Source organism: Frigoribacterium sp. Leaf8, assembly GCF_001421165.1.
GTDB lineage: Bacteria > Actinomycetota > Actinomycetes > Actinomycetales > Microbacteriaceae > Frigoribacterium.
This window is the reverse complement of sequence record NZ_LMKB01000001.1, coordinates 737,235-761,573: the sequence shown is the minus strand read 5'-3', so window position 1 is coordinate 761,573 and position 24,339 is coordinate 737,235. Positions and strand designations below refer to the sequence as shown.

Genomic DNA, 24,339 nt, shown 5'->3' with positions numbered 1-24,339 from the left:
AAGTCATCATGACGACTTGACGACCTGACGACTCGACGACCTGGCGTCGTCGGGCGGGCACCACCCACTTCAGCAACGGCGCGGAGGCACCAGATGAGCACCACGAGCGGCACGAGCAAGTACGTGGCCGTGCGCGAGCACCTGCTGTCCCGCATCCAGAAGCTCGAGCCCGGGTCGCAGCTGCCCGCCGAGCCCGTCCTCTGCGACGAGTACGGCGTCAGCCGCATCACGCTGCGGCACGCGGTCGACGGCCTCATCGCGGACGGCCACCTGGTGCGCGAGCACGGCCGGGGCACCTTCGTCACCGAGCCGCAGTACCGCCTGCACTACCGCGAGCGCTTCGCCGACGAGGTCAAGGGCTTCCACGCGCAGCAGACGGGCGAGGGCTTCGCGGTCAGCACCCGCGTGCTCGACCAGAAGGTCGTCCGGGCCGGCGAGACGGTGGCGAGCCACCTCGACATCAACTCGGCCGACGAGGTCGTCGAGCTGACCCGCCTGCGCTTCGTCAACGGCTCGCTGCACCACCTCGTCGTGACCTGGTTGCCGTACGCGCTCTTCCCCGAGACGGCGACCGTCGACTTCACCGACGGCTCGCTCTACGGGCACCTCGACCGCGAGCACGGCGTCACGCTCGCCCGACAGGACCTGCTCGTCTCGCTCGACGGGGCCAGCACCCTCCACGCCGATGAGCTCGACGTCCCCCTCGGGACGACCCTGCTGAAGATCGCGTCGACCGTGTTCGACGGCGACGAGCGGGCCGTCGCGTACGGGACCAGCCACTTCACCCCGCAGAACAGCGAGATCTTCTTCGGCCTGCACGGCTGACCGACCGGGCGCGCCTCGTCCGCCGAGCCGCGCCTCCTGAACCCCCTCCCGACCCCCACGACCACCGACGCCCGTCCCGACGCCGACGTCACCGACCCCCACCAGGAACGACAGTGCTGACCGACCTCCTCACCCCCGAGACCATCCTCTTCGCCGACCGCGTCGACGGCTGGCGCGACGCCGTCGAACGCGTCGCGCAGCCCCTGCTCGACAGCGGCGCCATCAGCAGCCACTACGTCGCGGCCATGACCGACTCGATCGCCGCGGGCGGCACCTACATCGACCTGGGCTTCGGCATCGCCCTCGCGCACAGCCGGCCCGAGAACGGCGTCGAGCGCACCGGGCTCTCGAGCCTGCGCGTCGGCGAGACCGTGCTGCTGAACGACGACGCGGCGCACCCGATCGACCTCTTCTTCTGCCTCGCCGCGACCGACCCCCAGAGCCACCTCGACACGATGATGGCCCTCGCCACCCTGCTCTCCGACGAGACGCTCCGCGCCGAGCTGCTCGCCTCCTCCACCCCCGCCGACACCCTGGCGGTCCTCACCAAGATCGGACAGAACGCATGAAATTCCTCGCCGTCTGCAGCTCGGGCCTCGGTTCGAGCTTCATGGTCCACATGAACATCGAGAAGGTCCTCAAAGAGCAGGGCATCACCGGGGTCGACGTCGACCACGCCGACCTCGGCTCGGTCGGCCCGGGTGCCGCCGACGTGATCTTCGTCGGCGCCGACCTGGCCGACTCCGTCGGCGGCCTCGGCGACGTCGTGGTGCTCGACAGCATCATCGACCTGGCCGAGCTGCGCACCAAGGTGCGCGAGACCGCCGTGCGCAAGGGCGTGACCGTGCCCGACGCCGGGGCCAACTGATGGAGGGCGTGCTCTCCGTCCTGCTGGACGTCTTCCGCCAGCCCGCGATCATCGTCGCGCTGATCTCGCTCGTCGGGCTGCTGCTGCAGCGCAAGGCGTTCAGCGACGTGCTCAAGGGCACCGTGCGCACCCTCGTCGGGTTCCTCGTGCTGGCCGCCGGAGCCGGCGTGGTCGTCGCCTCGCTCGACCCGTTCGGCGCCATGTTCCAAGAGGCCTTCAACGTCCAGGGCGTCGTGCCGAACAACGAGGCCATCGTCGGCCAGGTGCTGCTCGACTACGGCTCGGCCGCCGCGCTGATCTTCTTCTTCGGGTTCATCGTCAACGTGCTGCTGGCCGCGACGACGCACTTCAAGTACATCTACCTCTCGGGCCACGTCGCCTTCTACATGGCGGCGATGATCGCCGTGATCCTCGGCGTCGCCGGGTTCCCGGTCTGGGGCGTCGTGCTCTGGGGTGCTCTGCTGCAGGGTCTCGTCACGACGCTGTCGCCGGCGATCGTGCAGCCCTTCATGCGCAAGGTCACCGGCTCGAACGACGTCGCCCTCGGCCACACCGGCGGTGCCGGCGTCGCCCTAAGCGGCCTGGTCGCGACGCTGACCCGCGGCAAGGGCACCCGGTCGAAGTCCACGGAAGACATCACGTTCCCGAAGGGGCTCGGGTTCCTGCGCGACACCACGGTGATCGTGGCCCTGTCGATGGCCGTGATCTACGTGATCGTCGCCCTGTTCGCCGGGTCGGCCTTCGTCGAGACCGAGCTGAGCGACGGCCAGAACTACATCGTCTACGTCGTCATGCAGGCCGCGACCTTCTCGGCGGGCGTCTTCGTGATCCTCGCCGGCGTGCGCGTCGTGCTGGCCGAGATCGTGCCCGCGTTCAAGGGCATCAGCGAGCGCCTGGTCAAGAACGCGATCCCCGCACTCGACGTCCCGATCACGTTCACGTTCGCCCCGAACGCCGTGCTGATCGGGTTCCTCGCGAGCTTCGTCGGCGGCATCGTCGGCATGTCGGTGATGATCTTCGCCGGCACCGCCATCGTGATCCCCGGCGTCGTCGCGCACTTCATGACCGGAGCCGCCTCGGGCGTCATCGGCAACGCCGCGGGCGGTCGACGCGGTGCCGTGCTCGGTGCCTTCGCCAACGGTCTCGCGATCACGTTCCTGCCGCTGTTCCTGCTGCCGGTGCTCGGCGACATCGGACTGTCGAACTCGACGTTCTCCGACTCGGACTACGGCGTCGTCGGCATCCTGTTCGGCCAGATCAGCCTGGCCGGCGGTCAGATCGCCGTCATCGTCGCGATCCTCGCCTCGCTCGTGCTGGTCTACGCGTCGAGCCTGTTCGTGCGGGCCCGTGCCCGCCGGGCCGGTGGCCGCGACGGCGGTGCCGGCGACGGCTCCGCCGATGCTCCGACGGACGCCGACGGCACGCGCGTCGGCGAGACCGCCTCGGCCCGCTAGGCCGACCGGCCGATCTCCTGCCAGGACGGGCGGGTCCGGTGTGAGCGGGCGTCTCCGGACGCCCGCCTCCCCCGGGCCCGCCCGTCCTGCACGTCCGGGCCGCGCCGCTCGTGTCCGGGCCCTCCGTCGGACGCCTGCACCGCGCCTCCTCGTCCCGACTGCTCGGTCGAGTGGTCCCAGATCGTCCTTCCCGGCGGGGTGGAGGACGATCCGGGACCACTCGACGGGAGCGTCAGGGCGTCAAGGCTCGAGGTGTGCGTAGTCGGGCAGGTCGAGCGCGTCGGCCGGCGGGGTGGAGAAGCGCGCGCCGAGCCGACCCGCGACCCGGGTCGACGCGAGCCGCACCCCGGCGTGGAACACCACGACGCCCGCGCGGGACCTCGGGTTGGCGACCCGCGGCACCCCCGGCGGCAGCTGCTGCGCCTGCTCGACGTAGGGCCGCATCAGCCGCTCGTACCCGGCGAAGGCGTCGCGGTGGTGTCGGTGCGAGGCGAGCTCGCCGGCCAGCACGTACGCCCCGGCCAGCGACAGGCTCGTGCCCATGCCGCTCACCGGCGAGGCGCAGTACGCGGCGTCGCCGAGCAGAACGACCCGGCCCGACGACCAGCGCGGCGCCTGCACCTGCCCGATCGACTCGAAGTAGAGGTCGTCCGCGTGGTCGAAGCCGTCGAGCACGCGTCGGGCCTCCCAGCCCGCGTCGTCGAAGATCTCGTGCAGTCGGGCCCGCTGCTCTGCGACGGTGCGGCGCTCGGCCCCGCCCCGCTCACGGGTGCGGTCGGTGACGAACGACATCGCGGCGCGGATCGTGCCGTGTGGGTCGGGCCGCAGGGTGATCGAGCGACCCCCGGCGGCGTTGTACCAGCGCCACCAGTCGTCGTCTGCGGCCGTGCGCGGGATCGTCGCGTACGAGGTCTCGAGCCCCAGCGACCGGATCGTCGGCTCGTCGCCGAACACCAGGCGCCGCGTCGACGAGCCGATGCCGTCGGCGGCGACCACGAGGTCGAAGCGTTCGTCGGGAGCGTGCTCGAACGAGACGACGACGCGCCGCGAGCCGGATCCGGGAGGCGCGGTGCCGGCGAGCGCGGAGGCCGCGGTGGTCGTCGGGTCGCCTCCCGTGGCGGCATCAGCGGCGGCGCCGGCGGCCCCCACCCCGCCGCCGACCCCGACCCCGCCGTCCTCCCGGATGCCGGTGATGCGGTCGCCGAAGCGGTACGTGGTGCCACGACCCCGGCCGTCGCTCGTGGTGCGCCCGACGAGGAGCCGCGCGAGGTCCCCCCGCAGGATCTCGAGTTCGGCGGTCGCGCCTCCGGAGTCCGAGGTGCCGGCCGGGAACTCGGCGACCGTGCGGCCCGTCGGCCCGACGAACCGGGTGCCGACCTCACCCGTGGTGGCGGCGCGGACGTCGTCCTCGAGGCCCGTGCGGCGCACGACCTCGCGGCCCGCACCGCGGACGTCGACGTTCTGCCCGCCGGTCCGCAGCTCGGGGGCCCGTTCGACGATCGTCGTCTCGAAGCCGTAGCGGTCGAGCCAGTAGGCGAGGGCAGGCCCCGCGATGCTGGCACCCGAGACGAGGACGCGGGTGCGCGTGGTGGGGATGGTCACTAATTGCTCCCTGGATTGATTATCAACGATATTGGCAATCTACACGGCTATCGTTGAGTGGTGACCGACATCGACCCCCACGACCGCCCCGATCGCGACGACCGCACCCGGGCCCGGCGTGACGGTCGCGAGCTGCCCGCCGACGACATCCGTGCCCGCGTGCAGCAGGTGGCCGTCCGGCAGCAGCGCTTCGAGCGGCACCTGGCCGAGCGTCTCGGCGTCGACCGGGCCGGGCTCGACGCCATGGACCACCTGATCACGACCGGCCCGGCGACCCCGAGCGAGCTGGCGCGCCGCGTCGAGGTGTCGACGGCCGCGATGACCCTGGTCTTGAACCGCCTCGAGTCGGCCGGTCACGTGCGGCGCGAGCGACACCCCTCCGACGGCCGCAAGCTGATCGTCACGGCCGAGCAAGCCTCGGCCGACCGGGCCTACGAGCAGGTGCTGCCGATGATCGACGGCATCGAGCACCTCGTCGACGGCATGGACGAGGCCGAGCGGGCGGTCGTGCAGGGCTTCCTCGACCGACTGATCGCCGTGTACGACGACGCGACGCCCTGAGGCCGCCCTGAGCTCGTCGACGAGACGTCACGACGTACCGAGGCGCGCGGCCGTGCGCTCAGTGCCCTGCGCCTCCTGACGCACCGTGATCCGCCAGCCACTCGTGGGCCGCCGCGACGAGTGCGTCCACGCCGTTCGTCAGGGTCGGCTCGACGACCGGCGCATAGAGGGGCGAGTGGTTCGACGGCAGCTGAGCCACGATCCGCGGCACGTCCGCGGCCGACGTCGCCTCGGCGAACGACGCGGGGTCGGCACCCCCGAGCAGCCAGAAGCTGCACGGCGCACCGGCCGCGGTGGCGAGGATGCCGACGTCCTCGCTGCCCGTCACCGGCCCGGGAGCGATGACCTGCTGCTCGCCGAAACGACGCACCAAGGAGGCGCGGGTGCGGTCCGCCGCGGACGGGTCGTTCACGACGGCCGGAAAGCTCTCGTAGTGCTCGACGGTGGGCGGCTGCGGTGCGCCGGCCGCCGCGGCCTCGCCCTCGGCGATTCGCGTGACGGCGGCGAGCGCCCGCTCTCGGACGTGCTCGTCGAACGACCGCATGCTGATCAGGATCTCGGCGGTGTCGGGGATCACGTTGTTCTTGGTGCCCGCGTGGATCGACCCGACGGTGATGACGAGCCGATCAGCGGCAGCGGTCTCGCGCGAGACGATCGTCTGCAATCGCAGCACCGCGGCCGCGGCCATGACGATCGGGTCCACCGTCGTGTCGGGGCGTGATCCGTGGCCGCCCCGGCCGTGGAACGTGATGCGGATGCCGTCCTGCGCGGCGAAGGCGGGGCCGGACTGCAGGGCGACGAGACCGGCCGGGAACGGCGCGACGTGCTGGCCGAGGACGACGTCGGGGGTGGGGACGCGGTCGAGCAGCCCGTCGGCGACGAGCGCGCGGGCGCCGGCACCGAGCTCTTCGGCGGGCTGGAAGAGCACCTCGAGGGTGCCCGACCAGGTGTCGCCGGTCGCCAGTCGGCGTGCGGCACCGACGAGGCAGGTCACGTGCACGTCGTGACCGCAGGCGTGCATCACCGGCACGTCGCGCCCGTCGGGGTCGGTGCCTCGGGCCGTGCTGGCGTAGTCCAGGCCGGTGGCCTCGGCGACGGGCAGTCCGTCCATGTCGGCGCGCAGCAGCACGGTCGGGCCGTCCCCGCGGCGCAACACGCCGACCACACCCGTGCCCCCGACGCCGGTGTGCACCTCGAAGCCGAGGGCGGTGAGCTCGGCCGCGACGATCGCGGCCGTCGCGTCCTCGTGGAACGACAACTCGGGGTGTCGGTGGAGATGCCGGTACAACTCGTCGAGCGGGGCGCCCACGGCGGGCGGCCGGACGTCGTCGGGGAGGGGGCGCGGCTGGTCGGTGCCGGTCGAGGTCATGAGGTGCTCCTCTGGTGGTGCGTGGGTGGTTCGTGGCGACGACGCTACCCACCACCCCCGTCACTCGCCACGTGCCACGTGCCCGCCGCCCTCTCGCCGCCCCTCGTGGTCGCCGACCCGGCCTACGCTCGAGGGGTGATCGAGACGACCGACGGCCTCATCCCGCTCGTCGACCGGTGGGTCGAGGGCTGGGCGCTCTCGCGTGGCGCCGCCCGTCACCGCGACGGCGACGCCTGGCGGGTCGACGTCGCCGCCGCGACCCGCGCCGTCGAACGGATCGTGGGCCGGCCGACCCCGGACGAGCTCACCCGCCTCGTCGACGAGACGACCGCGCCCGACGTCTGGCTGTCGGTGATCGGCCCCCTCGACGACGTCGCCCGCGCGACCCTGGCCCGGCTCGACGCCGTGACGCACGCCGAGCGGATGATGACGAGCCAGGTGTCGGCGCGGCCGCTGCCCGCGGGCGTGATCGTCGACGGCGACGGCGACGGTCGGGTCGTGCACGTCCGGGTCGAGGTCGACGGCGTCGTCGCCGCCCGCGGCCAGGCGGCGGTCGTCGGCGAGGACGTCGTCTTCGACCGCATCGCGACCGAACCCGACTTCCGGAGGCGCGGGCTGGGCAGCCGCGTCATGGCCGGCCTCGAGCACGGGGCCGCCGCCCGAGGAGCGACGACGGGTCTGCTCTTCGCGAGCGTCGACGGTCGCCGCCTCTACGAGAGCCTCGGCTGGCGCGAGGTCGCCGAGCTGGGGACCTGGCGGGGTCGCGGCCTCCCGGGGTGACGACCCGCGCCTCCTCGCGAGTGGCTTCGTGGCCGCGGTACCGCGCGGGGCGGCCACCTGCCACGATGACCTCGTGACCGAGCGCGCACCCGATCCGACGGCCCGACCCGAGAAGCCGTCGAGCCGCAGCGCGGCCCGGGTGCGTGAGGTGCTGGCGGCGTTCTCGGTGCTCGGGGTCACGTCGTTCGGCGGCCCGGTCGCGCACCTCGGGTACTTCCGGGCCGAGGCCGTGAGCAGGCGACGCTGGCTCGGCGAGACCGCGTACGGCGACCTCGTCGCGATCGCGCAGTTCCTGCCGGGCCCGGCGTCGAGCCAGGTCGGGTTCGGGCTCGGCCTGCTCCGGGCGGGGCCCGTCGGAGCGCTCGTCGCCTTCGTGGCCTTCACCCTGCCGTCGGCACTCGTGATGTTCGTCATCGCCACCGGCGTCGGCCTGTTCGAGGGTCCGGTGGGCTCGGCGATCGTCACGGGGCTGGGGATCGGCGCGGTCGCGATCGTCGCCCATGCCGTGATCGGCATGTCCCGCGCGCTGGCACCGGACCCGACGCGGGCGAGCATCGCGGTGGCCGCGGCCGTCCTCGCGCTGGCGCTGGCCGGCCCGGCCGGGCAGCTCTCGGCGATCGCGCTGGGGGTGTTGGCCGGGCTCGCCTTCTGTCGGGGGTCCGACCCGACGATCGGAGCGGCGGTGCGCGCCGTCCATCCCGAGCCCCTCCGGTTCCCCGTCTCGCGGGCCGCGGGCGTCGTCTGCCTCGTGGCCTTCGCCTCCCTGTTGGTCGGCCTTCCCGCCGTCGCCGCCGCGACGGGGTCGGGGTCGATCGCGCTCGTCGACGTCTTCTACCGGGCAGGCGCCCTGGTCTTCGGCGGAGGGCACGTCGTCCTGCCGCTGTTGCACGCCGGCCTGGTCGAGCCGGGTTTCGTCGACGACGACACCTTCTTGACGGGTTACGCAGCCGCCCAGGCCGTCCCGGGCCCGCTGTTCACCTTCGCGACCTACCTCGGCACCGTGGCCGACATCGGGCCGGGAGGCGCGCTCGGGGCCGCGCTCGCGACCGTCGCCATCTTCGCGCCCGGGTTCCTCCTGCTCGTCGGGGTGCTGCCGTTCTGGAACGCCCTGGGGAGCCGGGCACCGGTCCGGGCCCTGATGCGCGGGGCCAACGCGGCGGTCGTGGGCCTGCTGGTCGCCGCCCTCTACGACCCCGTCGTCACGACCGCGATCACCGGGGTGGCGCCGTTCTGCCTGGCGCTCGTCTGCTTCGTGCTGCTGGTCGTGTGGCGGACCCCGCCGTGGGCCGTCGTCGCGGTGGCGGCGGCCGGCGGGCTGCTGCTCGGGGCCCTGCCCGCCTGACCCCCCGACCGGGCGGGACCCGGCGAGGCACCCTCGCGCCGCCCGCACCCCGTGTTCTGCTGGAGGCATGCCGTTCGACCAGAGCCTCGTCCCGTGGATCATCGCCGCCGTTCTGCTCGTCGCCCTGATCGTCGTCGCCGTCGTGCTGCGGGCGCGGGCGAAGCGGGCCCTGGCCGCCGCGAAGGCGGCCGCGGACGAGCAGGCCCGGGCCGCCCGCGAGCAGCACGAGGCCCTCGCCGCGGCCCACGACGACGCCCTCGCCCAGGCCGCCGCCGACCACGCCCGCGAGCGCGACGCCCTGGGCGCCGAGCGTCAGGCCGCCCTCACCGAGGCGAAGCAGGCCCGCGACCTCGTGGCGTCCGGCCTCAAGTGGGAGGCCACCTCGCGCGACGACATCGCCGACGCCTGCCGCCAGCTGGGCGTGGACGCGGTGTTGCTGACCAACGTGGTCTTCGTTCCCGTGGCGACCGGCGCCTCCTCGCGGTTCGTCGCGCAGGTCGACCACGTCCTGCTCGCCGAGACCGGCGTGATGGTGATCGAGAACAAGGGCTGGAACGGCATCGTCTTCGACGGCCTGACCCCGAGCAGCGTGTTCCCGGCGTTCGCGGGCCTGTTCGACGAGAGCACCATGACGCCGCCGTTCGCGCTGCAGGTCGTCAAGGACTCGCCCACCGTGCTGACCGTGCGCACCCACCTCGGCCGCGAGGCCCCCGCGTCGCAGGTGCGGCGCCAGGCGCAGCGGCTGTCCGACCGGGTGCAGGCCGAGACCGGCGTCCGGCTCTGGTTCGACACCTGCGTCTTCTACTCGCACCGCGACGCGACGGTCTTCGCGACCGAGCGCGACGCCACCGACGGAGGTGCGGCCACGGTGATCGTGTCGCACCGGTCCCAGCTGGCGGGCGTCGTCCGCGAACTGACCTCGCGTCCGACGAAGAAGCTGTCCCGGGCACGGGTCGACGACCTCGCCCGGCTGTTCGCGTCGTACGGCGCCGACGTGCTGCGCTTCGGCGCCCACGCCCAGGAGGCGCGGGTCGCGTCGGCGCCGGAGGCCACGGCTCCCGAGGCGGCGGCCCCAGCCCGCGAGCCGGAGGCCACCGCCACCGCGACCGCCGCCGCCGCCGCCGCCCAGGATGCCCAGGGGTCCGACCGGACCGAGTGAGTCAGGCGTCGCCTGTGGACGACGCCTCGCCCCCAGGAGGCACGGTGCCGGTTCCGCCCACACCGCGCCTCCCCGGGTCCGCGGCCCGTCGGCCGCACCCTGTAGCGTCGTCAGGAAGACGAGACAAGACGACACCTGTGGTCGACGGGCGATCCAGGGGCGAGGGGACCGGCATGGGACGCGTGACGGAGGGCGCCGACGCGATCGGACGGGCACTCAACACGGCCCTGCGACGCGTGCCCGTCGAGAAGGTGCCGCTGTTCCGGCAGTCGTTCATCGCCCTGCTGATCGCGCTGGCCGCGGTGCTCAGCGCCACCCTGCCCTGGCTGATCGTCACCGACGCGGTCACGATGTGGCTCAGCGTGGCGGTCGCCGTCGCGGCCCTGGCGTTCGCCGCCACGATGGCCCGCCACACCCGGCTCCGGCGGTGGGAGCTGCTGGTGCCCGCGGCCGACTTCGTCGCCGTGGGGCTGCTGCGGTACGGCACGGGTGACCAGCGATCGGTCTTCCTGCCGATCGTGCTGCTCGCGGTCGTCTGGGTCGCGTCCTGGCCCGGTCGGCGGAACGTCTTGCTGCCCCTGGTCGGAACGTCCGTCACCCTGCTGCTGCCGTACCTGTTCACCGCGGACGGTCGGGGCCCGAGCGAGTTGATCCGGCTGGCGTTCGCCCTGGTCGTCTACGCGACCGTCGCCGCGGCGGTCAACGAACTCGCCCGGCAGGCGAAGGCCCGACTCGAGCGGGCGCGAGCCCAGCAGCACGCCCTCGAGCGCGAGCTCAACCGGGCCGCCGTGGTGCAGCAGTCGCTGCTGCCGCCGGACGCCTCGACCCTGCCCGACGCCTTCGCGGTGTTCGGGGCCTGCGTGCCGGCCCGCGAGGTCGGCGGCGACTTCTTCGACTGGTACCCGACCTCGACCGGCATCGCCGTGACCGTCGGCGACGTCATGGGCAAGGGCGTCGGCGCGGGCATGATCGCGGCGGCGGTGCGCTCGGTGATCCGCAGCAGCGTCGACGACGGCGACCCGGCCGAGGCCTTCCACCGCGCCTCCGTGGGGTTGACGACGAGCGCGTACGACACCGAGACGCAGTTCACGACGTCGTTCCACGCGCGCATCGACGCCGACGGCGGCGTGCTCTGGGCCGACGCGGGGCACGGCCTGGCCTTCATCCGTCGGGCCTCGGGGGCCGTCGACCGCCTGAACTCGGCCGACCTGCCCATCGGGGTGGGCACCGGTTGGCACCGGCACCGCTCACAGCTCGACGACGGCGACGTGTTCGTCTGTGTCAGCGACGGCGTGCTCGACCTGTTCCCCGTCGAACTCGAGGCGCTGCACGACCTCGAGCGACTGCTCGCCGCGACGCCCGAGCCGGCGCGCATCGTCGAGGTCGTCGAGCGGCTCGCCCTCGAGCGCGACCGCAGCGACGACGTGACCGTGGTCGCGACGACGCTCGTGCCGACGTCGGTGCCGGCGCGTCCCTGAGCCCCGCGGCCTGGCATGCTGGCCCGATGACCCGCGCCCTGCTCATCGTCGACATCCAGCTGGACTACTTCCCCGGGGGCGCGTTCCCGCTCGTCGAGCCCGAGGCGGCCGCCGCTGCCGCCGGTGACGTGCTCGAGGCGTTCCGGGCGTCGGGTGAGCCCGTCGTCCACGTCTTCCACGTCTCGACCGGCGAGGGCGCGACGTTCTTCCGGCCCGGGACCGACGGCCTCGCGTTCCACCCGGCCGTCGAACCCCACGACGGCGAGCTGGTCGTCGAGAAACACGTGCCGAACAGCTTCGTGGGCACAGGACTCGAGGCCAGCCTCCGCGAGCGCGACGTGACCGAACTCGTGATCGTCGGGATGATGAGCAGCATGTGCGTCGACTCGACCACGCGGGCCGCGCACGAGCTCGGTTTCGCCTGCACCGTCGTCACCGACGCCTGCGCGGCCCCCGACCTCGTGCACGCAGGGACGACCGTCGCCGGCCGCGACGTGCACGCCGCCTTCATGGCCGCCCTCGACGGCAGCTTCGCGACCGTCGTCACGAGCGAGGTGCTGCTCGCCGCCTGAGCGGCCTGGGTGACGCGGGACACCGCGTGACGCTCCCGTCCGTCCCGCCCGCCGTCCGGGCGCCGGACGCCGGACGCCGGACGCCGAGCACCGGGCGCCAGACGCCGGACGCCGGACGCCGGACGCCGAGCGCCGTTCCGTGCCGCTCCGGGTCTTCCCGCCACGAAGTGAACACCCCGCCATCTTTTTGCGTGGCGGGGTGTTCACTTCGTGGCGGGGTGGCGGGGTGGCGGGCCGGCCGGACTGCGGGACGGCAGGCCAGCGGTGCCGGCGGGCCGGCAGCTCGGCGGCGGCGCCGGTGCCGACGCCTGCTACCCCCGACGCCTGCTCGCCACCAGCGCGACCACGAGCCCGGTGATGACGGTGGCGCCGACGGCGTTGGTGACGCGGGCCCGGCGGCGGTAGCGCTGGTGGGCCTGGTCGGTGGCCTCCATCGCGGCGATCGTGACGGTCTCGGCGACGTCGCGCACGGTCTTCTCGGCCCGGTCGGCGATCACCTCGGCGCGGTCGACCAGGTCGTGGGCCGACGACCCGGCCCGGTCGGTGACGTCGCGCACCACGGTCTCGGCCCGGCCCGCGAGGTCGTGCAGGGCACCGCGTGCCACGGGCGGCACGACGTCGGAGGTGTCGATGAGTTCACGGGCCCGTCGTGCGGCGCGGGTGACGAAGTCGTCGGGGTCGGTGGTGCTCATGCGGCTCTCTCCGTTCGCCCGTGCACGGGCGCCACGGGTCCCCGCCATCGTGCTCCCCTCCGGGTGATGAGGGTGCGCACGACCGGCACCGCCGGGCCGCAGGAGGCGCGGGTCGCGTCCCCGAGGACGTCCCCTCCCCCACGCACCACGCACCACGCATCACGCATCACGCATCACGCACCACGCACCACGCACCACGCCAGGATGTGAGCACAGCGCCAGCCCTTGTCCTGGCGTCGTGCCCACAACCTGGCGTCGTGCCCACAACCTGGCGTGGTGCCCACGTCCCGGCGCCGGGCGATCCGCAGCACCCGACCCCACCAGCCGCACCGCACCGCACCGCACCGCCGTCGAGCGCGCAGACTGGCCTCTGACCCTCCGACGGAACGAGCCACTCCCCCATGACCACCACCGTCCTCCTCGCCGGCGCGACCGGCGACCTCGGCCAGCGCATCGCCCGCGAACTGCTCCGCGACACCACGGACGACGTGCGCCTGCGCGTCCTGACCCGCCCCGGCAGCACCGGCGCGACCACGCTGTTCGCTGACGACGACCGGGTCGAGGTGACCCGCGCCTCCTACACGGACGTGCCCGCCCTGACCGACGCCGCCCGCGGCGCCGACGTCGTCGTGTCCGCCGTCAGCGGCACCCGCGCCGTGATCGTCGACGCGCAGCGCGCCCTCCTGAAGGCCGCCGTCGCGGCGGGTGTGCCCCGGTTCGTGCCCTCCGACTACTCGGCCGACTACCGCAGCATCCCGCCGGGCAGCAACCGCAACTTCGAACTGCGTCGCGAGTTCGCGGCCGACGTCGACGCGGCCCCGATCCGGGCGACGTCGGTGCTGAACGGCATGTTCACCGACCTGTTGACCGGGGACGCACCCCTGGTCCTCTTCGACCGCAAGCGGGTGCTGTTCTGGTCGTCGGCCGACCAGGTGCTCGACTTCACGACCAAGGACGACGTCGCCCACGTCGTCGCCCGGGTCGCGCTCGACCCCGAGGCGCCGCGCGTCGTGGAGGTCGCCGGCGACCGGGTCACGGCCCGCCAGGTCGCCCGCACGATGAGCGAGCTCACCGGCACGTCCTTCAAGCCGCAGTGGGCCGGCACGACCGGGACCCTGTCGGCGATGGCGGCCGTCATGCGTCGCACGTCGAAGGGCGACGACACCTTCCCCGCCTGGCAGGGCATGCAGTACTTCGTCAACATGTTCAGCGGCGACGCGCAGCTGAGGCACGTCGACAACGATCGCTACGGTCCCGCACGCTGGACGACCGTGCGCGACGTCCTCGCGACACGGACCGGTGCCGCGCCGCGTTCTTCGGTGTCGACTCCCGCCTGACCAGGGGACGAGGAGGCGCGGGTCGCCGACCCGGGACGCCGCCCGCGCCTGCCCGCCTGCGCCTGCCTGCCCGCCCGCGCCTGCCCGCGCGAGCTTGCCCGCCCGCCCGCGCCTGCCTGTCCGCCCGCGCCTGCCCGCCCGAGCCTTCCCGCGCCGAGAAAACGGTGGCCCTTCCCCCCGACGGGTAGGGCCACCGTTCATCGCCGAGTGGTGAGCAACGGCGGACCTCCACGGTAGGCAGCGACCGAGCCGGGCCACCATCCGCCGGACGCGGGGTCCCGGCCGATTCGCGCGAGGGGCTGTTCTGCCCGCCCCCGAGGGTCGGTAGCGTCGAAAGATGCTCGCGGAGGGTCCAGAAGTGTTCGCCGGACACCGCGTCGCCACGTGTCACGGCGTCGACGAGGCACGACGCGTCCTCGGCGAGGCCTTCCTCCCCGTCGAGTTCCCGACGGCGAGCCCCTCCGGCCACCTCGGGCTCGAACTGAACGCCGTGAGCACGGGCCGGTTGACGCTCGGCTACATGAGGTTCGACCGGGCCGTCCGCCTCCGGACGGCCGAGCCGGACAACTACCACGTCGACATCCCCACGGCGGGTCGGGCCGTCCTGCGCGCAGCCGGCGGGCGGCGGGTCGACGCGACACCCCGGTCCGGAGGCGTCTTCATGCCCGGCCGACCGGTCGACCTCGACTGCGGCGACGGCTTCGCGCAGATCGCCCTGATGATCCCCCGCGCCGAACTGCAGCGCGAGCTCGAGGACCTGCTCGAGTCGACGTCCGTCGCCCGGCTCGAATTCGACGCGGAGCTCGACCTGGCGACGGGCGGACAGGTCGTGCTGCAGGCGGTACGAGTCGTCGACGAGGCGTCCCGGCGAGAGGACGGCGTCCTCCAGCACCCGCTCGCCGTCCGCAACCTCGAACGATCGCTCGTCCACGCCCTGCTCCTCTCGCAGGGCCACAACCACTCCGAGGCGTTGCGGGCTCCCGTGCCGCAGTCGGGCGGCCGGGCGGTCGCCCGCGCGATCGAGCTGCTGCGCGCCGATCCGGGCCGCGACTGGAGCGTGGCCGACCTGGCGGCGGCGACCGCCACGAGCGTCCGCAGCCTGCAGGAAGGCTTCCGCCGGGCCCTCGACACGACCCCGACGGCCTACCTCCGACGGCTGCGGCTCGAACGTGTGCGCACCGACCTGGTCGCCGCGGGACCCGGGGACTCGAGCGTCACCGACGTCTCGGCCCGCTGGGGGTTCACGCACCACGGCCGCTTCGCCGCGGCCTACGCGGAACGGTTCGGCGAGCGCCCCTCCGACACGCTCCGCGCCTCGTCCGGTCGCTGAGCGGGGACGAGGAGGCGCGGGTCGCTACCGAGGGCTGCGTGCAGGCTCGACGACCGTGAGAGACACGGGATCGACCAACCCGACGCCGGGCCGGGTCACCCCGCGGGTCCGACGTTCTCAACCCTCGGGTGGATGCCGGCCCCGGCCCTCGGTCGCCACGATGGCGTGTGCCGTTCACCCCCAGCCATGCCGTCGTCGCCCTGCCGTTCCTCCGCACGCCCCTGCCGTTCGGGGCGGTCGCGGTCGGCTCCATGGCGCCGGACGTGCCGCTGTTCTTCCCCGTCGGCGTGACCTACGAGCAGACCCACGGGTTCCCGAGCCTGCTGCTGTTCTCGGTGCCGGTCGCGGTGCTGCTGTACCTCGTCTGGCGCGTGCTGCTGCGGCCGGCGGCGCGGGCCCTGCTGCCGACGTCGATCGGATCGCGCCTGCCGACGTCGTGGGACTCGCACGGTCCCGTGCCCGGCGACGGGAGCGACCCCGGCACCGGCTCGGGGGCCGGACTCGCCCGCACCGCCCCGTGGACCCTCCTCGCCCTCGTCCTCGGCGTCGTCACCCACGTGCTCTGGGACGCGTTCACGCACCCGGACCGGTTCGGCAGCACGTTGGTCCCGGCCCTGGCCGAACGGTGGGGGCCACTGGTCGGGACGCAGTGGGCGCAGTACGCCTCGTCGCTCGGCGGGCTCGTCGTGCTGGCGATCGCCGCCGCCCGGTACCTCCGGCGCACTCCGCCGGCGCCGCCGAGCAGCAGACCGGCCACCGTCTCGACCCGGCGGATCCGCCTCGCCTTCTGGGTCTCGCTCATCGCGGCCCTCGTCGCCGGCGTCGTGGTCGTCGCCTCGACCCGGGGACTGCCGACCGACGTCCACACGGTGAAGTCGTTCACGTTCTTCGCCGGCACCCTCGCGGGCGCTCTCGTCCTGGTCGCGACGGCCGTCGCGGCCGTCGCCGTGCACCTGATCCGCGCTCGCGCACACCCCCGACGAGCCTGACGCGGTCGGCCTTCACCCCTGCATCCGCCGCCGCGACCCCCGAGGAGGCCGGGCTACCCTCCGATCATGCACTGGCGGCCGCGACGGCACCGAGCAGGGACGCAGGAGGCGCGGGGCGGCCGACCCGCGCCTCCTGCGTCCCTGCTCACCCGGCCCGGCCGCCCGCGGTCGAGGCGATGTCGCGTGGCAGCACGATCCGCGCGGTCAGCCCGCCACCGGGAGTGTCGACCAGGTCGACCGATCCGCCGTCGTGCTGGACGAGTTCTCGGGCGATGGCGAGTCCGAGGCCGGAACCGCCCGGCGTGGTGCTCCAGAAGCGGTCGAACGCGCGGGCCCGGTCGGCCGCCGACATGCCGGGCCCGCGGTCGATGACCTCGACGAGGACCCCGTCCGACTCCGGAGGCGCCGTCGCTCGCAGGGTCACCGCCTCGCCGGTCGGGCACACCCGCAACGCGTTGTCGATGAGGTTGTCGAGCGCCTGCTCGAGCTGCCCCGACGAGGCCAGCGCGACCAACCCTGGCCCGCCCGACCCTGGCCCGACCAACCCCGGCCCGCGCGACCCCGGCCCGCCGAGCCCCGGTCCCCCGAGCTCCACCACGATCCGCGCCCCGACGTCCTCGGCCGACGACGACCAGACCTCGGCCCGCGCCTCCAGGACCGCACCGACGTCGACGGGTACCGGTGTGGCCGAGGCGCCCTGGCTGCGGGCGAGCACGAGCAGGTCAGAGACGAGCCGGCTCAGCCGACCGGACTCGCTCAGGGCGCGATCGACGGCGGCCACGTCGGCGGGGTCGTCGAGCCGGTCCTGCAGGTTCTCGAGGCCGAGGCGCAGGGCGGTGAGGGGTGTGCGGAGCTGGTGCGACGCGTCCGCGGTGAAGGCCCGCTGGGCCGAGAGCAGCACCTCGATGCGTCGGGTGCCGTCGTTCAGGGTGCTCGCGAGACGACGCATCTCGGGCGGGCCCATCGCGTCGAGGTCGGCGCGGGCGGTGAGGTCGCCGCGAGAGATGCGGTCGGCCATCGCGTCGAGCAACCGCAGCGGGCGCAGCAGCGACGTGGCGACGACGGCGCTGGCGATCACCGAGAGCACCAGGACGACCACACCGGCCGCGAGCCGGAAGAGCCAGATGCCTCGCACCTCCTCGTCCACCGGAGCCGTGGGCACCGTGACCCGGACGGCGCCGTCCACCCGGCCGTCGTCGGTCGTCGCGGGCACCGTCACCTGCAGGCCCCGCTCACCGAGCACGGAGTCGTCGAGTGACCGCACGCGCTCCTGCCCCGACAGGGCGGCACCGAAGTCGTCGTCGTCCGCCCCGACGACCGGCCGACCGAGGGCGGGTGACCGGTCGACCTCGATCAGCTCGACACGGCCGTCGGTCTGCTCCTCCATCTCGTCGCGCAGCTGCAGCAGCGCCACCCGGGCGCCGCGGGCCGTGGCGTCGTCCGCTTCGGTGGCGGTGGCGAGCAGGACGGCGATGGTGCGTGCCTCGCGCAGGGCCACCTCGCGTTGATCGCTGCGCAGCAGGTCGGTCAACTGAAGGCCGACCGGCACGGTGAAGGCGACGAGGGCGAGCCCGACGATCACGAGGTACGAGGCGATGAGCCTACGGCGCATCGGCGTGCTCCAACCGGAACCCGACCCCGCGCACGGTCGTGATGGCGATCTCGGGCCCGAGCTTCTGCCGCAGGGCCGACACGTGCACGTCGAGGGTGCGCGTCGATCCGAACCAGTGGCTGTCCCAGACCTCGTCGATCCGCGCCTCGCGGGTGACGACCGACCCGACGCGACGGGTCAGGGCGACGAGCAGGTCGAACTCCTTCGGCGCGAGGGCGACCTCGGCGTCGTGTCGGCGCACCCGCCTCGCCGCGACGTCGACGCTCACGGCGCCGAGGGCCACGGCAGGAGGCGCGGGTTCGGTGGCCTCGGCCGTCGCGTCGCCCGCGTGGCGCCGGGTCACCGCGCGGATGCGTGCCACGATCTCGCGGACGCCGAACGGTTTCGCGACGTAGTCGTCGGCACCGACCTCGAGCCCGGCGACGGTGTCGACCTCGTCACCTCGGGCGGTGATGACGATGATCGGCACGTTCGACCGGGCTCGGAGCCGCCGGCAGACGTCGAGGCCGTCCATGTCGGGCAGGCCGAGGTCGAGCAGGACGACGCCGGGTGGGTCGGCGTCGAGCGCCTCGCCCCCGGTCGTCACCCACTCGACGTCGTAGCCGAAGCGAGCGAGGCCCTCGCGGAGCGAGGCGGCGATGGCGGGATCGTCTTCCACGAGCAGAACGAGCACGGTCGACGATCTCACCCTCGACTGGACGGACGGCGAACGCAGGAGGCGCGCCCCGGCCGACGTGCCACGGTCGCCTAGCCCTTCACCGGCTCCTTCGACGAGTGGTGCTCGACGATCTGCCACTCGCCGTCGTCCTCGGCGTAGACGAACGTGAACCGGGCCGGCACCACGTCGCCGCTCGCACCCATCGTGAACGTGTAGAGGCCGGAGTGCGAGACGTAACCGTCGCCGAGGTCGCGGACGACGCTCTCGGTGATCTCGCCCTGCGGTTCGTTGAGCAGGAAGCCCTCGAAGTACTCGAGGCGCTCGGCGGGGGTGTCGTGGATGCCGGGCGAGACCGTCGGCAGCAGGACCGCGTCGTCGGCGTAGTGCTCGGCGACCTGGGTGGGGTCACCGGTGGCGAGTGAGGCGTTCCAGTCGTCGAAGAGGGCCTGGACCTCGGCCTCGGTCGGGGCGTCGGCCGTCGGGGGTGTCTTCTTGGCCGACGACGAGTCGCGGGCCGGGTCGGGGGCGGCGGCGGTCGCGGCCGTGAAGCCCGTGATGCCGAGGACGGCGGCGGCGGAGACGGCGATGACGGGGAGGGCGATTCGGCGGCGGGTCATGTGCGTGTTCCTTCGCTAGGGGGCCGGTGTGCCGGCCCGTGGTGTGCGGTGGATCAAGCCTCTCGAGAGGCCCGTCAGCACTCGGTCAGCAGGAGGTCAACGCGGGGACAAGATCCCGGTCGGGTGTCGCTGGGGAGGAGACGCGGCTCACGCCGAGGGGGCGCGGCTCACCCCGCCCGCTACCGTGGCCCCATGAGCACCGATGCCTGGGAAGACCGCGTCGCCGCCCTCTGGGCCGACGAGACCGTCGACGACGAGCAGCGCATCGAGCGCATGGCGGCCCTCGCCGCCGACGCTCCGCACCCTGCGCTGGGCGAGTTCGAACTCGGGGGTGCGCACGACTCCGGGGGCCGCGAGGCCGAGGCCCACGTGCACTATGCGGCGGCGACCGAGGCCGGTCTCGACGCCGTCGACCCGACCCGGGCTGCGCAGATGGTCGTGCAGCACGCCTCGACGCTGCGCAACCTCGGCCGGGTCGACGAGGCCATCGCCATGCTGCGCGACGCTCCCGAGCACCCCGCCACCGGAGCCGCGCCGAGGGTCTTCCTCGCGCTCGCCCTGCACAGCGCCGGCCGCTCCGACGAGGCCCTGCGGGTCGCGATCGAGGCCGTCGAGCCGACCCTCCCCCGCTACCACCGCTCGGTCCGCGCCTACGCGGCCGCGCTCACCGGGGACTGACCCGTCCACGGACCGGCCGAGGCACCGACCCGGCGCCGAGATGGCCACCGGCCCGTGCCGCCCGTAAGGTTGTCACGACATACGTTCGGCTGAGGGGACCACATGACCGACGCGAAGCTTCCGGCCGACCACTTCGCCGACCTCGACCGCAGCAGCCCCATCCCGTTGTGGTTCCAGATGTCCACGCGGCTCGAGGCGGCGATCCTCGGGGGCCAGCTGCCGGCGGGCGCTCGGCTCGAGAACGAGGTCGGACTCGGCGAACGTCTCGGCCTGTCGAGGCCCACCGTCCGGCGAGCCATCCAGGAGCTGGTCGACAAGGGGCTCGTCGTCCGGAGGCGCGGGATCGGCACCCAGGTCGTCCACGGACCCGTGACCCGCAACGTCGAGCTGACCAGCCTGTTCGAAGACCTGACCGACAGCGGCAAGGCCCCGACGACACGTCTGCTCGCCCATCAGGTCGTCGCGGCCGACGAGAAGACCGCCCTGGCTCTCGGCATCGAGGTCGGCGACCGCGTCAGCCACGTGCGGCGCCTCCGCCTGGCGGACGGTGTCCCCGTCGCGGTGCTCGAGAACTACCTGCCCCTCGACCTCGCTCCGTTCTCGGACGCCGACCTCGCCGCCCAGGGCCTGTACCAACTGCTCCGGGCCCTCGGCGTCACCATCCGGGTGGCGAAGCAGCGGATCGGGGCCCGGGCCGCCCACGCCGACGAGGCCCAGCTGCTCGAGATCGAGCCGCGCGGGGCCGTGCTGACCATGACCCGCACGGCCTACGACGCGTCGGGTCGGGCCGTCGAGGTCGGGCACCACTGCTACCGGCCCGACCTCTACTCGTTCTCGATCACCCTCGTCGACAAGTAGCCGCCGGGCACCGCGCGCCGCGCACCCGACGGCGGGCGTCAGCGGTTGCGCGGTCCGGGACCCTGCCGCTCAGCCGGCCTGTCCCGCGGCCGAGGGCACCGTCAGTTCACCGGTCACGTACTGGGCCACCCCGAAGCCGAACGACCAGTCCTGCGGACCGTTCTCGACGTAGCCGATGAAGACGTCCTCGCCGGCCACGCCCACGGCCTCGAGGCCTGAGGCGATGCGGGCGTACAGGGCCTGTTTCGCGTCGTCGGTGCGTCCCCGCTGGGTGAAGATCTGGATCATCACGACTCCGCCGGAGCGTTCGAAGCCGAGCCCGGCGTCCTGGGCGATGATGCGACCGGCCGGCAGTTCGTTGATCACCTGGAAGCGGTCGCGAGGCGGGATGCCGTAGACGTCGACGATCGCGTCGTGGACGGCGTCGGCGATCGCGGTGATCTGATCGGGGCTGCGACCGGGCAGGAGGTCGATGCGGACGAGGGGCATGGGCTCTTCTTTCGTCGGGTGTGGTCGGGGATGGTCAGGTGCCGCGGGTGCCGCAGGGGCCGCAGGTGCCGCAGGTGCCGCAGGGGCCGGGCGGATCGGCGGCTCAGGCGCGTGACGCGGCGTCGATGCGCGCCAGGATCTGCTCTCGTTGGTAGCGACTGACGCCGTCGACGGCTTCGTCCTCGGCGAAGACGCTCGAGACGGCGATCGTGTCGTCGCGATCGAAGAAGCCCAGCCCCTGCAGGCCGCCGAAGAAGCCGTCCCAGTCGACGTCACCGTCCCCGATCTTCAGGTGCTGGTGGACGCGGGCCGCGTTGCCGGGCGGATTGCTGATGTACCTCAGCCCGTGCGAGCGGCGGTGGTCGAACGTGTCGGCGATGTGGACGAGGCCGAGTGACTGCCCCGCGGCGGCCATGATCCCGGCCATGTCGCCGCCGTAGTGGAAGGTGTGGCACGCGACGTAGGCGAGACCGACCTGCTTCGTGTTGAGGCCGCGGATGACCCGGAGGGCCTCGAGTCCGTCCTCGACGAAGTCGTCCGGGTGCGGGTCGATGAACACGCGGATGCCCTCGCGTTCGAGGACGGGCAGCAACTCTTCCATCGACCAGTAGAACTGACGCTCGGATTCTTCGGACAGCTCGGGACGACCACTGAACTCGGTGTTGATCACCTCGACGCCGAGGCGGGCGGTGATCTCGATCACGCGCTTCCAGTGCTTGACGGCGGCCCGACGGGACTCCTCGTCGGGACCGGACCAGCGCAGGACGGGCAGGACGGACGCGATCTCCACGCGTGCCTCTCGACACGCCGCCGCGAAGGCGTCGACGAGGTCGTCGTCGGCCTTCGGGTGCCGGAAGAACGGGATGAAGTCGCGGTGCGGGGTCAACTGCAGGTGGTCGTAGCCCAGTTCGGCGACCTTGGCGGGCAGTTCGAGCAGCGAGTGGCTGTGGTGCAGCGGGGTGGGGTCGAGGGCGATCTTCACCATCGGTCACTCCCCCGGCTAGACGACGCCGGGCAGGTCGTAGAACGACGGCTTGGGCATCGCGTAGTCGACCTCGACGCGCCGACCGGTCTTCTGGGCCTCGACGCCGGCGGTGGCGACGACGCTCGCCAGGTAGCCGTCCCAGGCGCTCGGACCGTCGATGGTGCCGCGGTGCGCGGCGTCGACCCAGCGCTGCACCTGCGTGTCGTAGGCGGCGCCGAAGCGCTCCTTGAACGTCGGCGGCACGGCCACGGCCGACCGGGCGGCCGTGGTGAGCTGGAGCCCGGTCTCGCGCCCGATGGAGGCGACGCCGCTCTCGAAGACGGCGTCCGTGGTGACCTGGTATCCGAACTGGACGTTGACGTTGATCTCGACGATCGCCATCGTGCCCGACTCGGTCTCGAGGATCACGAACTGCGGCTCTCGGAGCCCCTCTGGCGCGAGCGAGTTGCGGCGAGGCTTCTTGACCTCGACCGCGACGATCGGCTCACCGGCGATGAAGGGGACGGCGTCGATCTCGTGGATGACGGAGTCGAGGATGAGCATCTCTTCTGAGTAGCTCGGCGGGGTCGTGGCGTTGCGGTGGGCGCAGTGCAGCGCGAGCAGGGCACCGTGCTCGCCGGACGCGACGAGGGCCCGGAGGTCTCGGTACCCCTGGTCGAAGCGACGCATGAAGCCGACCTGGATGTGCGGCCGGTCGAGCTTCTGCTCGGCCTCGAGCACGCGGAGCGAGGCGGCCTCGTCCGTGGTGAGGGGCTTCTCGCAGAGGATCGCCAGCCCGCGGTCGAGTGCGGGGAGGAGGACGGCTTCGTGGAGGAAGCCCGGGGTGGCGATGATGACGGCGTCGATCTCGGTGGCGGCGAGCGCCTCGTCGAAGTCGGCCGCGGTGATCGCGCCGGGGGCGGTCGCCGCCGCGGCGTCGGCACGAGCGGTGTCGGGGTCGACGACGGCGACGACGGTGGCCCCGCTGATGGTGGACGTGATGCGGGCGACGTGGTCGGCGCCCATCATGCCGGCACCGACGACGGCGACGCGGAGGTCGGGGGTTGTGGTGGTCACGGGTGTTCTCCTTCGGGGCGGGGGTGTCAGCGGCGGGACGTCAGACGAGACGGGAGCGAGGCGAGCAGCTCATGATGTGCTCACGCGTGCGGGTCGCGATCCCGAGGGGCAGGTCGAACGATTCGACCGGGAACATGTCCTGCTCGACGATGGCGAAGATCTCGGGGTCGATGCGACTGACCGCGTCGAGCACCGGGGCCAGCTCGGGTACGCCTCGGGGCGGCTCGACCATGACCCCCTGCGCGACCGCGTCCCCGAAGGGCACGTCGTTCTTGAGCACGGTGAACCGCAGGTCGGAGTCGACCTGCTTGAGGTGCAGGTAACCGATGCGGTCGGGGTACTCCTCGACGAGGCGCACGGAGTCACCGCCGTAGTAGGCGAAGTGCCCGGTGTCGAGGCACAGGTTCGTGTAGCGCACGTCGGTCTCGGCCAGGAACCGCTCGGTCTCTCGGTACGTGCCGACGTGGCTGTCCGCGTGGGTGTGGAACTGCTGCTTGACGCCGAATTCTTCGAGGAGCGCCTTGCCGAGCTTGTCGTGGCCGGCGCCGAGCGCCGCCCACTGGTCGTCGGTGAGCGTACGGGCCTCGAGGACCTCGCTCGTGGCGTCGCTGCGCCAGAGGTCGGGGATGACGACGAGGTGCTCGGCACCGAGCTCCGAGGCGAGGCCTGCGACGGCGAGCGCTTGGTCCCAGGCGCGTCGCCACTGGTCGTCACTCTTGTGGAACCCGGTGAAGACCGTCCCCGCCGAGAGCTTCAGGTCGCGCCGACCGAGCTCGTCCTCGAGCTGGTGGGGGTCGGTCGGCAGGTACCCGTAGGGGCCCAGTTCGATCCAGTGGTAGCCCGCCTGCTGCACCTCGTCGAGGAACCGCGGCCAGGGGATCTGACCGGGGTGCTCGGGGAACCAGACGCCCCACGAGTCGGGTGCGGTCCCGATGCGGAGCCCGCGCCCGCCCGGGCCGGTGGGCGTGGCGTCGGGGTCGGTGACGGTGTCGGTCATGGCGGCGGTGCCTTTCGAGAGGGTGCGGGTG

General features: G+C 73.1%; 25 protein-coding genes. 15 read left to right on the top strand and 10 right to left on the bottom strand.

Annotated elements, in window-relative coordinates:
- Window positions 1–93: 93 nt before the first annotated feature.
- The 4 genes from ASL10_RS03515 to ASL10_RS03500 all read left to right on the top strand — a co-directional run bounded on the left by ASL10_RS03515 (window position 94) and on the right by ASL10_RS03500 (window position 3,147).
- The gene (locus tag ASL10_RS03515) at window positions 94–825 is read left to right on the top strand and encodes a GntR family transcriptional regulator (RefSeq protein ID WP_043596597.1); all 732 of its coding nucleotides are present in this window, start codon (window positions 94–96) and stop codon (window positions 823–825) included.
- Window positions 826–938: 113 nt separating this feature from the next.
- On the top strand, window positions 939–1,394 hold the full coding sequence (locus ASL10_RS03510; protein WP_159829011.1) for a PTS sugar transporter subunit IIA: 456 nt from the start codon (window positions 939–941) through the stop codon (window positions 1,392–1,394).
- Window positions 1,391–1,693: a PTS sugar transporter subunit IIB gene (locus tag ASL10_RS03505; RefSeq protein WP_056044337.1), complete on the top strand. Its 303-nt coding sequence runs from the start codon at window positions 1,391–1,393 to the stop codon at window positions 1,691–1,693. The genes ASL10_RS03510 and ASL10_RS03505 overlap by 4 nt, the downstream gene beginning before the upstream one ends.
- Before the next feature lie 8 nt (window positions 1,694–1,701).
- The gene (locus tag ASL10_RS03500) at window positions 1,702–3,147 is read left to right on the top strand and encodes a PTS ascorbate transporter subunit IIC (protein ID WP_369794359.1); all 1,446 of its coding nucleotides are present in this window, start codon (window positions 1,702–1,704) and stop codon (window positions 3,145–3,147) included.
- A gap of 240 nt (window positions 3,148–3,387) precedes the next feature.
- Here ASL10_RS03500 and ASL10_RS03495 read toward each other — a convergent pair whose 3' ends face one another.
- On the bottom strand, window positions 3,388–4,749 hold the full coding sequence (locus tag ASL10_RS03495; protein WP_235452362.1) for an FAD-dependent monooxygenase: 1,362 nt from the start codon (window positions 4,747–4,749) through the stop codon (window positions 3,388–3,390).
- A 60-nt stretch (window positions 4,750–4,809) separates the two neighbouring features.
- On the opposite strand from ASL10_RS03495, the gene ASL10_RS03490 reads away from it, so the two are divergent.
- On the top strand, window positions 4,810–5,310 hold the full coding sequence (locus ASL10_RS03490; protein WP_235452360.1) for a MarR family winged helix-turn-helix transcriptional regulator: 501 nt from the start codon (window positions 4,810–4,812) through the stop codon (window positions 5,308–5,310).
- Window positions 5,311–5,368: 58 nt separating this feature from the next.
- Here the strand turns inward: ASL10_RS03490 and ASL10_RS03485 are convergent, their stop codons facing one another.
- Window positions 5,369–6,679, bottom strand: coding sequence for an amidohydrolase (locus ASL10_RS03485; protein WP_082460113.1), 1,311 nt, complete (start codon window positions 6,677–6,679; stop codon window positions 5,369–5,371).
- 135 nt (window positions 6,680–6,814) lie between these two features.
- On the opposite strand from ASL10_RS03485, the gene ASL10_RS03480 reads away from it, so the two are divergent.
- The 5 genes from ASL10_RS03480 (at window position 6,815) to ASL10_RS03460 (ending at window position 12,010) form a co-directional block, all read left to right on the top strand.
- Window positions 6,815–7,459 (top strand): GNAT family N-acetyltransferase, encoded by a 645-nt coding sequence (locus ASL10_RS03480; protein WP_162234589.1) that lies wholly within the window; start codon window positions 6,815–6,817, stop codon window positions 7,457–7,459.
- 73 nt (window positions 7,460–7,532) lie between these two features.
- Window positions 7,533–8,801, top strand: coding sequence for a chromate efflux transporter (gene chrA / locus ASL10_RS03475; RefSeq protein WP_369794358.1), 1,269 nt, complete (start codon window positions 7,533–7,535; stop codon window positions 8,799–8,801).
- Between the two features lie 67 nt (window positions 8,802–8,868).
- On the top strand, window positions 8,869–9,960 hold the full coding sequence (locus ASL10_RS03470) for a nuclease-related domain-containing protein (protein ID WP_056044332.1): 1,092 nt from the start codon (window positions 8,869–8,871) through the stop codon (window positions 9,958–9,960).
- Between the two features lie 173 nt (window positions 9,961–10,133).
- Complete coding sequence (locus ASL10_RS03465) at window positions 10,134–11,438, top strand: PP2C family protein-serine/threonine phosphatase (RefSeq protein WP_056044329.1); 1,305 nt, start codon at window positions 10,134–10,136, stop codon at window positions 11,436–11,438.
- A 26-nt stretch (window positions 11,439–11,464) separates the two neighbouring features.
- Window positions 11,465–12,010 carry a cysteine hydrolase family protein gene (locus ASL10_RS03460; RefSeq protein WP_056044326.1) on the top strand — a complete coding sequence of 182 codons (546 nt, stop codon included), beginning with the start codon at window positions 11,465–11,467 and terminating at the stop codon, window positions 12,008–12,010.
- A gap of 311 nt (window positions 12,011–12,321) precedes the next feature.
- On the opposite strand, the gene ASL10_RS03455 is transcribed toward ASL10_RS03460, so the two are convergent.
- The gene (locus ASL10_RS03455; protein WP_043597691.1) at window positions 12,322–12,702 is read right to left on the bottom strand and encodes a hypothetical protein; all 381 of its coding nucleotides are present in this window, start codon (window positions 12,700–12,702) and stop codon (window positions 12,322–12,324) included.
- 401 nt (window positions 12,703–13,103) lie between these two features.
- On the opposite strand from ASL10_RS03455, the gene ASL10_RS03450 reads away from it, so the two are divergent.
- The 3 genes from ASL10_RS03450 (at window position 13,104) to ASL10_RS03440 (ending at window position 16,358) form a co-directional block, all read left to right on the top strand.
- Entirely contained in the window at window positions 13,104–14,039 is a 936-nt protein-coding gene (locus tag ASL10_RS03450) for an NmrA family NAD(P)-binding protein (RefSeq protein WP_056044323.1), read from the top strand.
- A 358-nt stretch (window positions 14,040–14,397) separates the two neighbouring features.
- Window positions 14,398–15,369, top strand: coding sequence for an AraC family transcriptional regulator (locus ASL10_RS03445; protein ID WP_235452359.1), 972 nt, complete (start codon window positions 14,398–14,400; stop codon window positions 15,367–15,369).
- Window positions 15,370–15,536: 167 nt separating this feature from the next.
- Window positions 15,537–16,358, top strand: a complete 822-nt coding sequence (locus tag ASL10_RS03440; protein WP_056044319.1) for a DUF4184 family protein — start codon at window positions 15,537–15,539, stop codon at window positions 16,356–16,358.
- A 145-nt stretch (window positions 16,359–16,503) separates the two neighbouring features.
- Here the strand turns inward: ASL10_RS03440 and ASL10_RS03435 are convergent, their stop codons facing one another.
- The 3 genes from ASL10_RS03435 to ASL10_RS03425 all read right to left on the bottom strand — a co-directional run bounded on the left by ASL10_RS03435 (window position 16,504) and on the right by ASL10_RS03425 (window position 19,245).
- Window positions 16,504–17,970, bottom strand: a complete 1,467-nt coding sequence (locus ASL10_RS03435; protein ID WP_056044317.1) for a HAMP domain-containing sensor histidine kinase — start codon at window positions 17,968–17,970, stop codon at window positions 16,504–16,506.
- Entirely contained in the window at window positions 17,960–18,628 is a 669-nt protein-coding gene (locus ASL10_RS03430) for a response regulator transcription factor (protein WP_235452357.1), read from the bottom strand. Before ASL10_RS03430 ends, ASL10_RS03435 begins: the two co-directional genes overlap by 11 nt.
- Before the next feature lie 89 nt (window positions 18,629–18,717).
- A complete protein-coding gene (locus tag ASL10_RS03425; RefSeq protein WP_082460111.1) occupies window positions 18,718–19,245 on the bottom strand; it encodes an SgcJ/EcaC family oxidoreductase in 528 nt (175 codons plus the stop codon).
- A gap of 192 nt (window positions 19,246–19,437) precedes the next feature.
- Between ASL10_RS03425 and ASL10_RS03420 the strand changes: the two genes are divergently transcribed.
- A complete protein-coding gene (locus tag ASL10_RS03420; protein ID WP_056044310.1) occupies window positions 19,438–19,923 on the top strand; it encodes a tetratricopeptide repeat protein in 486 nt (161 codons plus the stop codon).
- 102 nt (window positions 19,924–20,025) lie between these two features.
- The gene (locus ASL10_RS03415) at window positions 20,026–20,781 is read left to right on the top strand and encodes a GntR family transcriptional regulator (RefSeq protein WP_056044308.1); all 756 of its coding nucleotides are present in this window, start codon (window positions 20,026–20,028) and stop codon (window positions 20,779–20,781) included.
- A gap of 69 nt (window positions 20,782–20,850) precedes the next feature.
- Here ASL10_RS03415 and ASL10_RS03410 read toward each other — a convergent pair whose 3' ends face one another.
- The 4 genes from ASL10_RS03410 to ASL10_RS03395 all read right to left on the bottom strand — a co-directional run bounded on the left by ASL10_RS03410 (window position 20,851) and on the right by ASL10_RS03395 (window position 24,308).
- Window positions 20,851–21,270: a tautomerase family protein gene (locus ASL10_RS03410; RefSeq protein ID WP_056044305.1), complete on the bottom strand. Its 420-nt coding sequence runs from the start codon at window positions 21,268–21,270 to the stop codon at window positions 20,851–20,853.
- 103 nt (window positions 21,271–21,373) lie between these two features.
- Window positions 21,374–22,252 carry a sugar phosphate isomerase/epimerase family protein gene (locus ASL10_RS03405; RefSeq protein ID WP_056044604.1) on the bottom strand — a complete coding sequence of 293 codons (879 nt, stop codon included), beginning with the start codon at window positions 22,250–22,252 and terminating at the stop codon, window positions 21,374–21,376.
- Window positions 22,253–22,270: 18 nt separating this feature from the next.
- Window positions 22,271–23,311: a Gfo/Idh/MocA family protein gene (locus ASL10_RS03400; protein WP_255350774.1), complete on the bottom strand. Its 1,041-nt coding sequence runs from the start codon at window positions 23,309–23,311 to the stop codon at window positions 22,271–22,273.
- Between the two features lie 40 nt (window positions 23,312–23,351).
- Entirely contained in the window at window positions 23,352–24,308 is a 957-nt protein-coding gene (locus ASL10_RS03395; RefSeq protein ID WP_056044303.1) for a sugar phosphate isomerase/epimerase, read from the bottom strand.
- Window positions 24,309–24,339 lie beyond the last annotated feature (31 nt).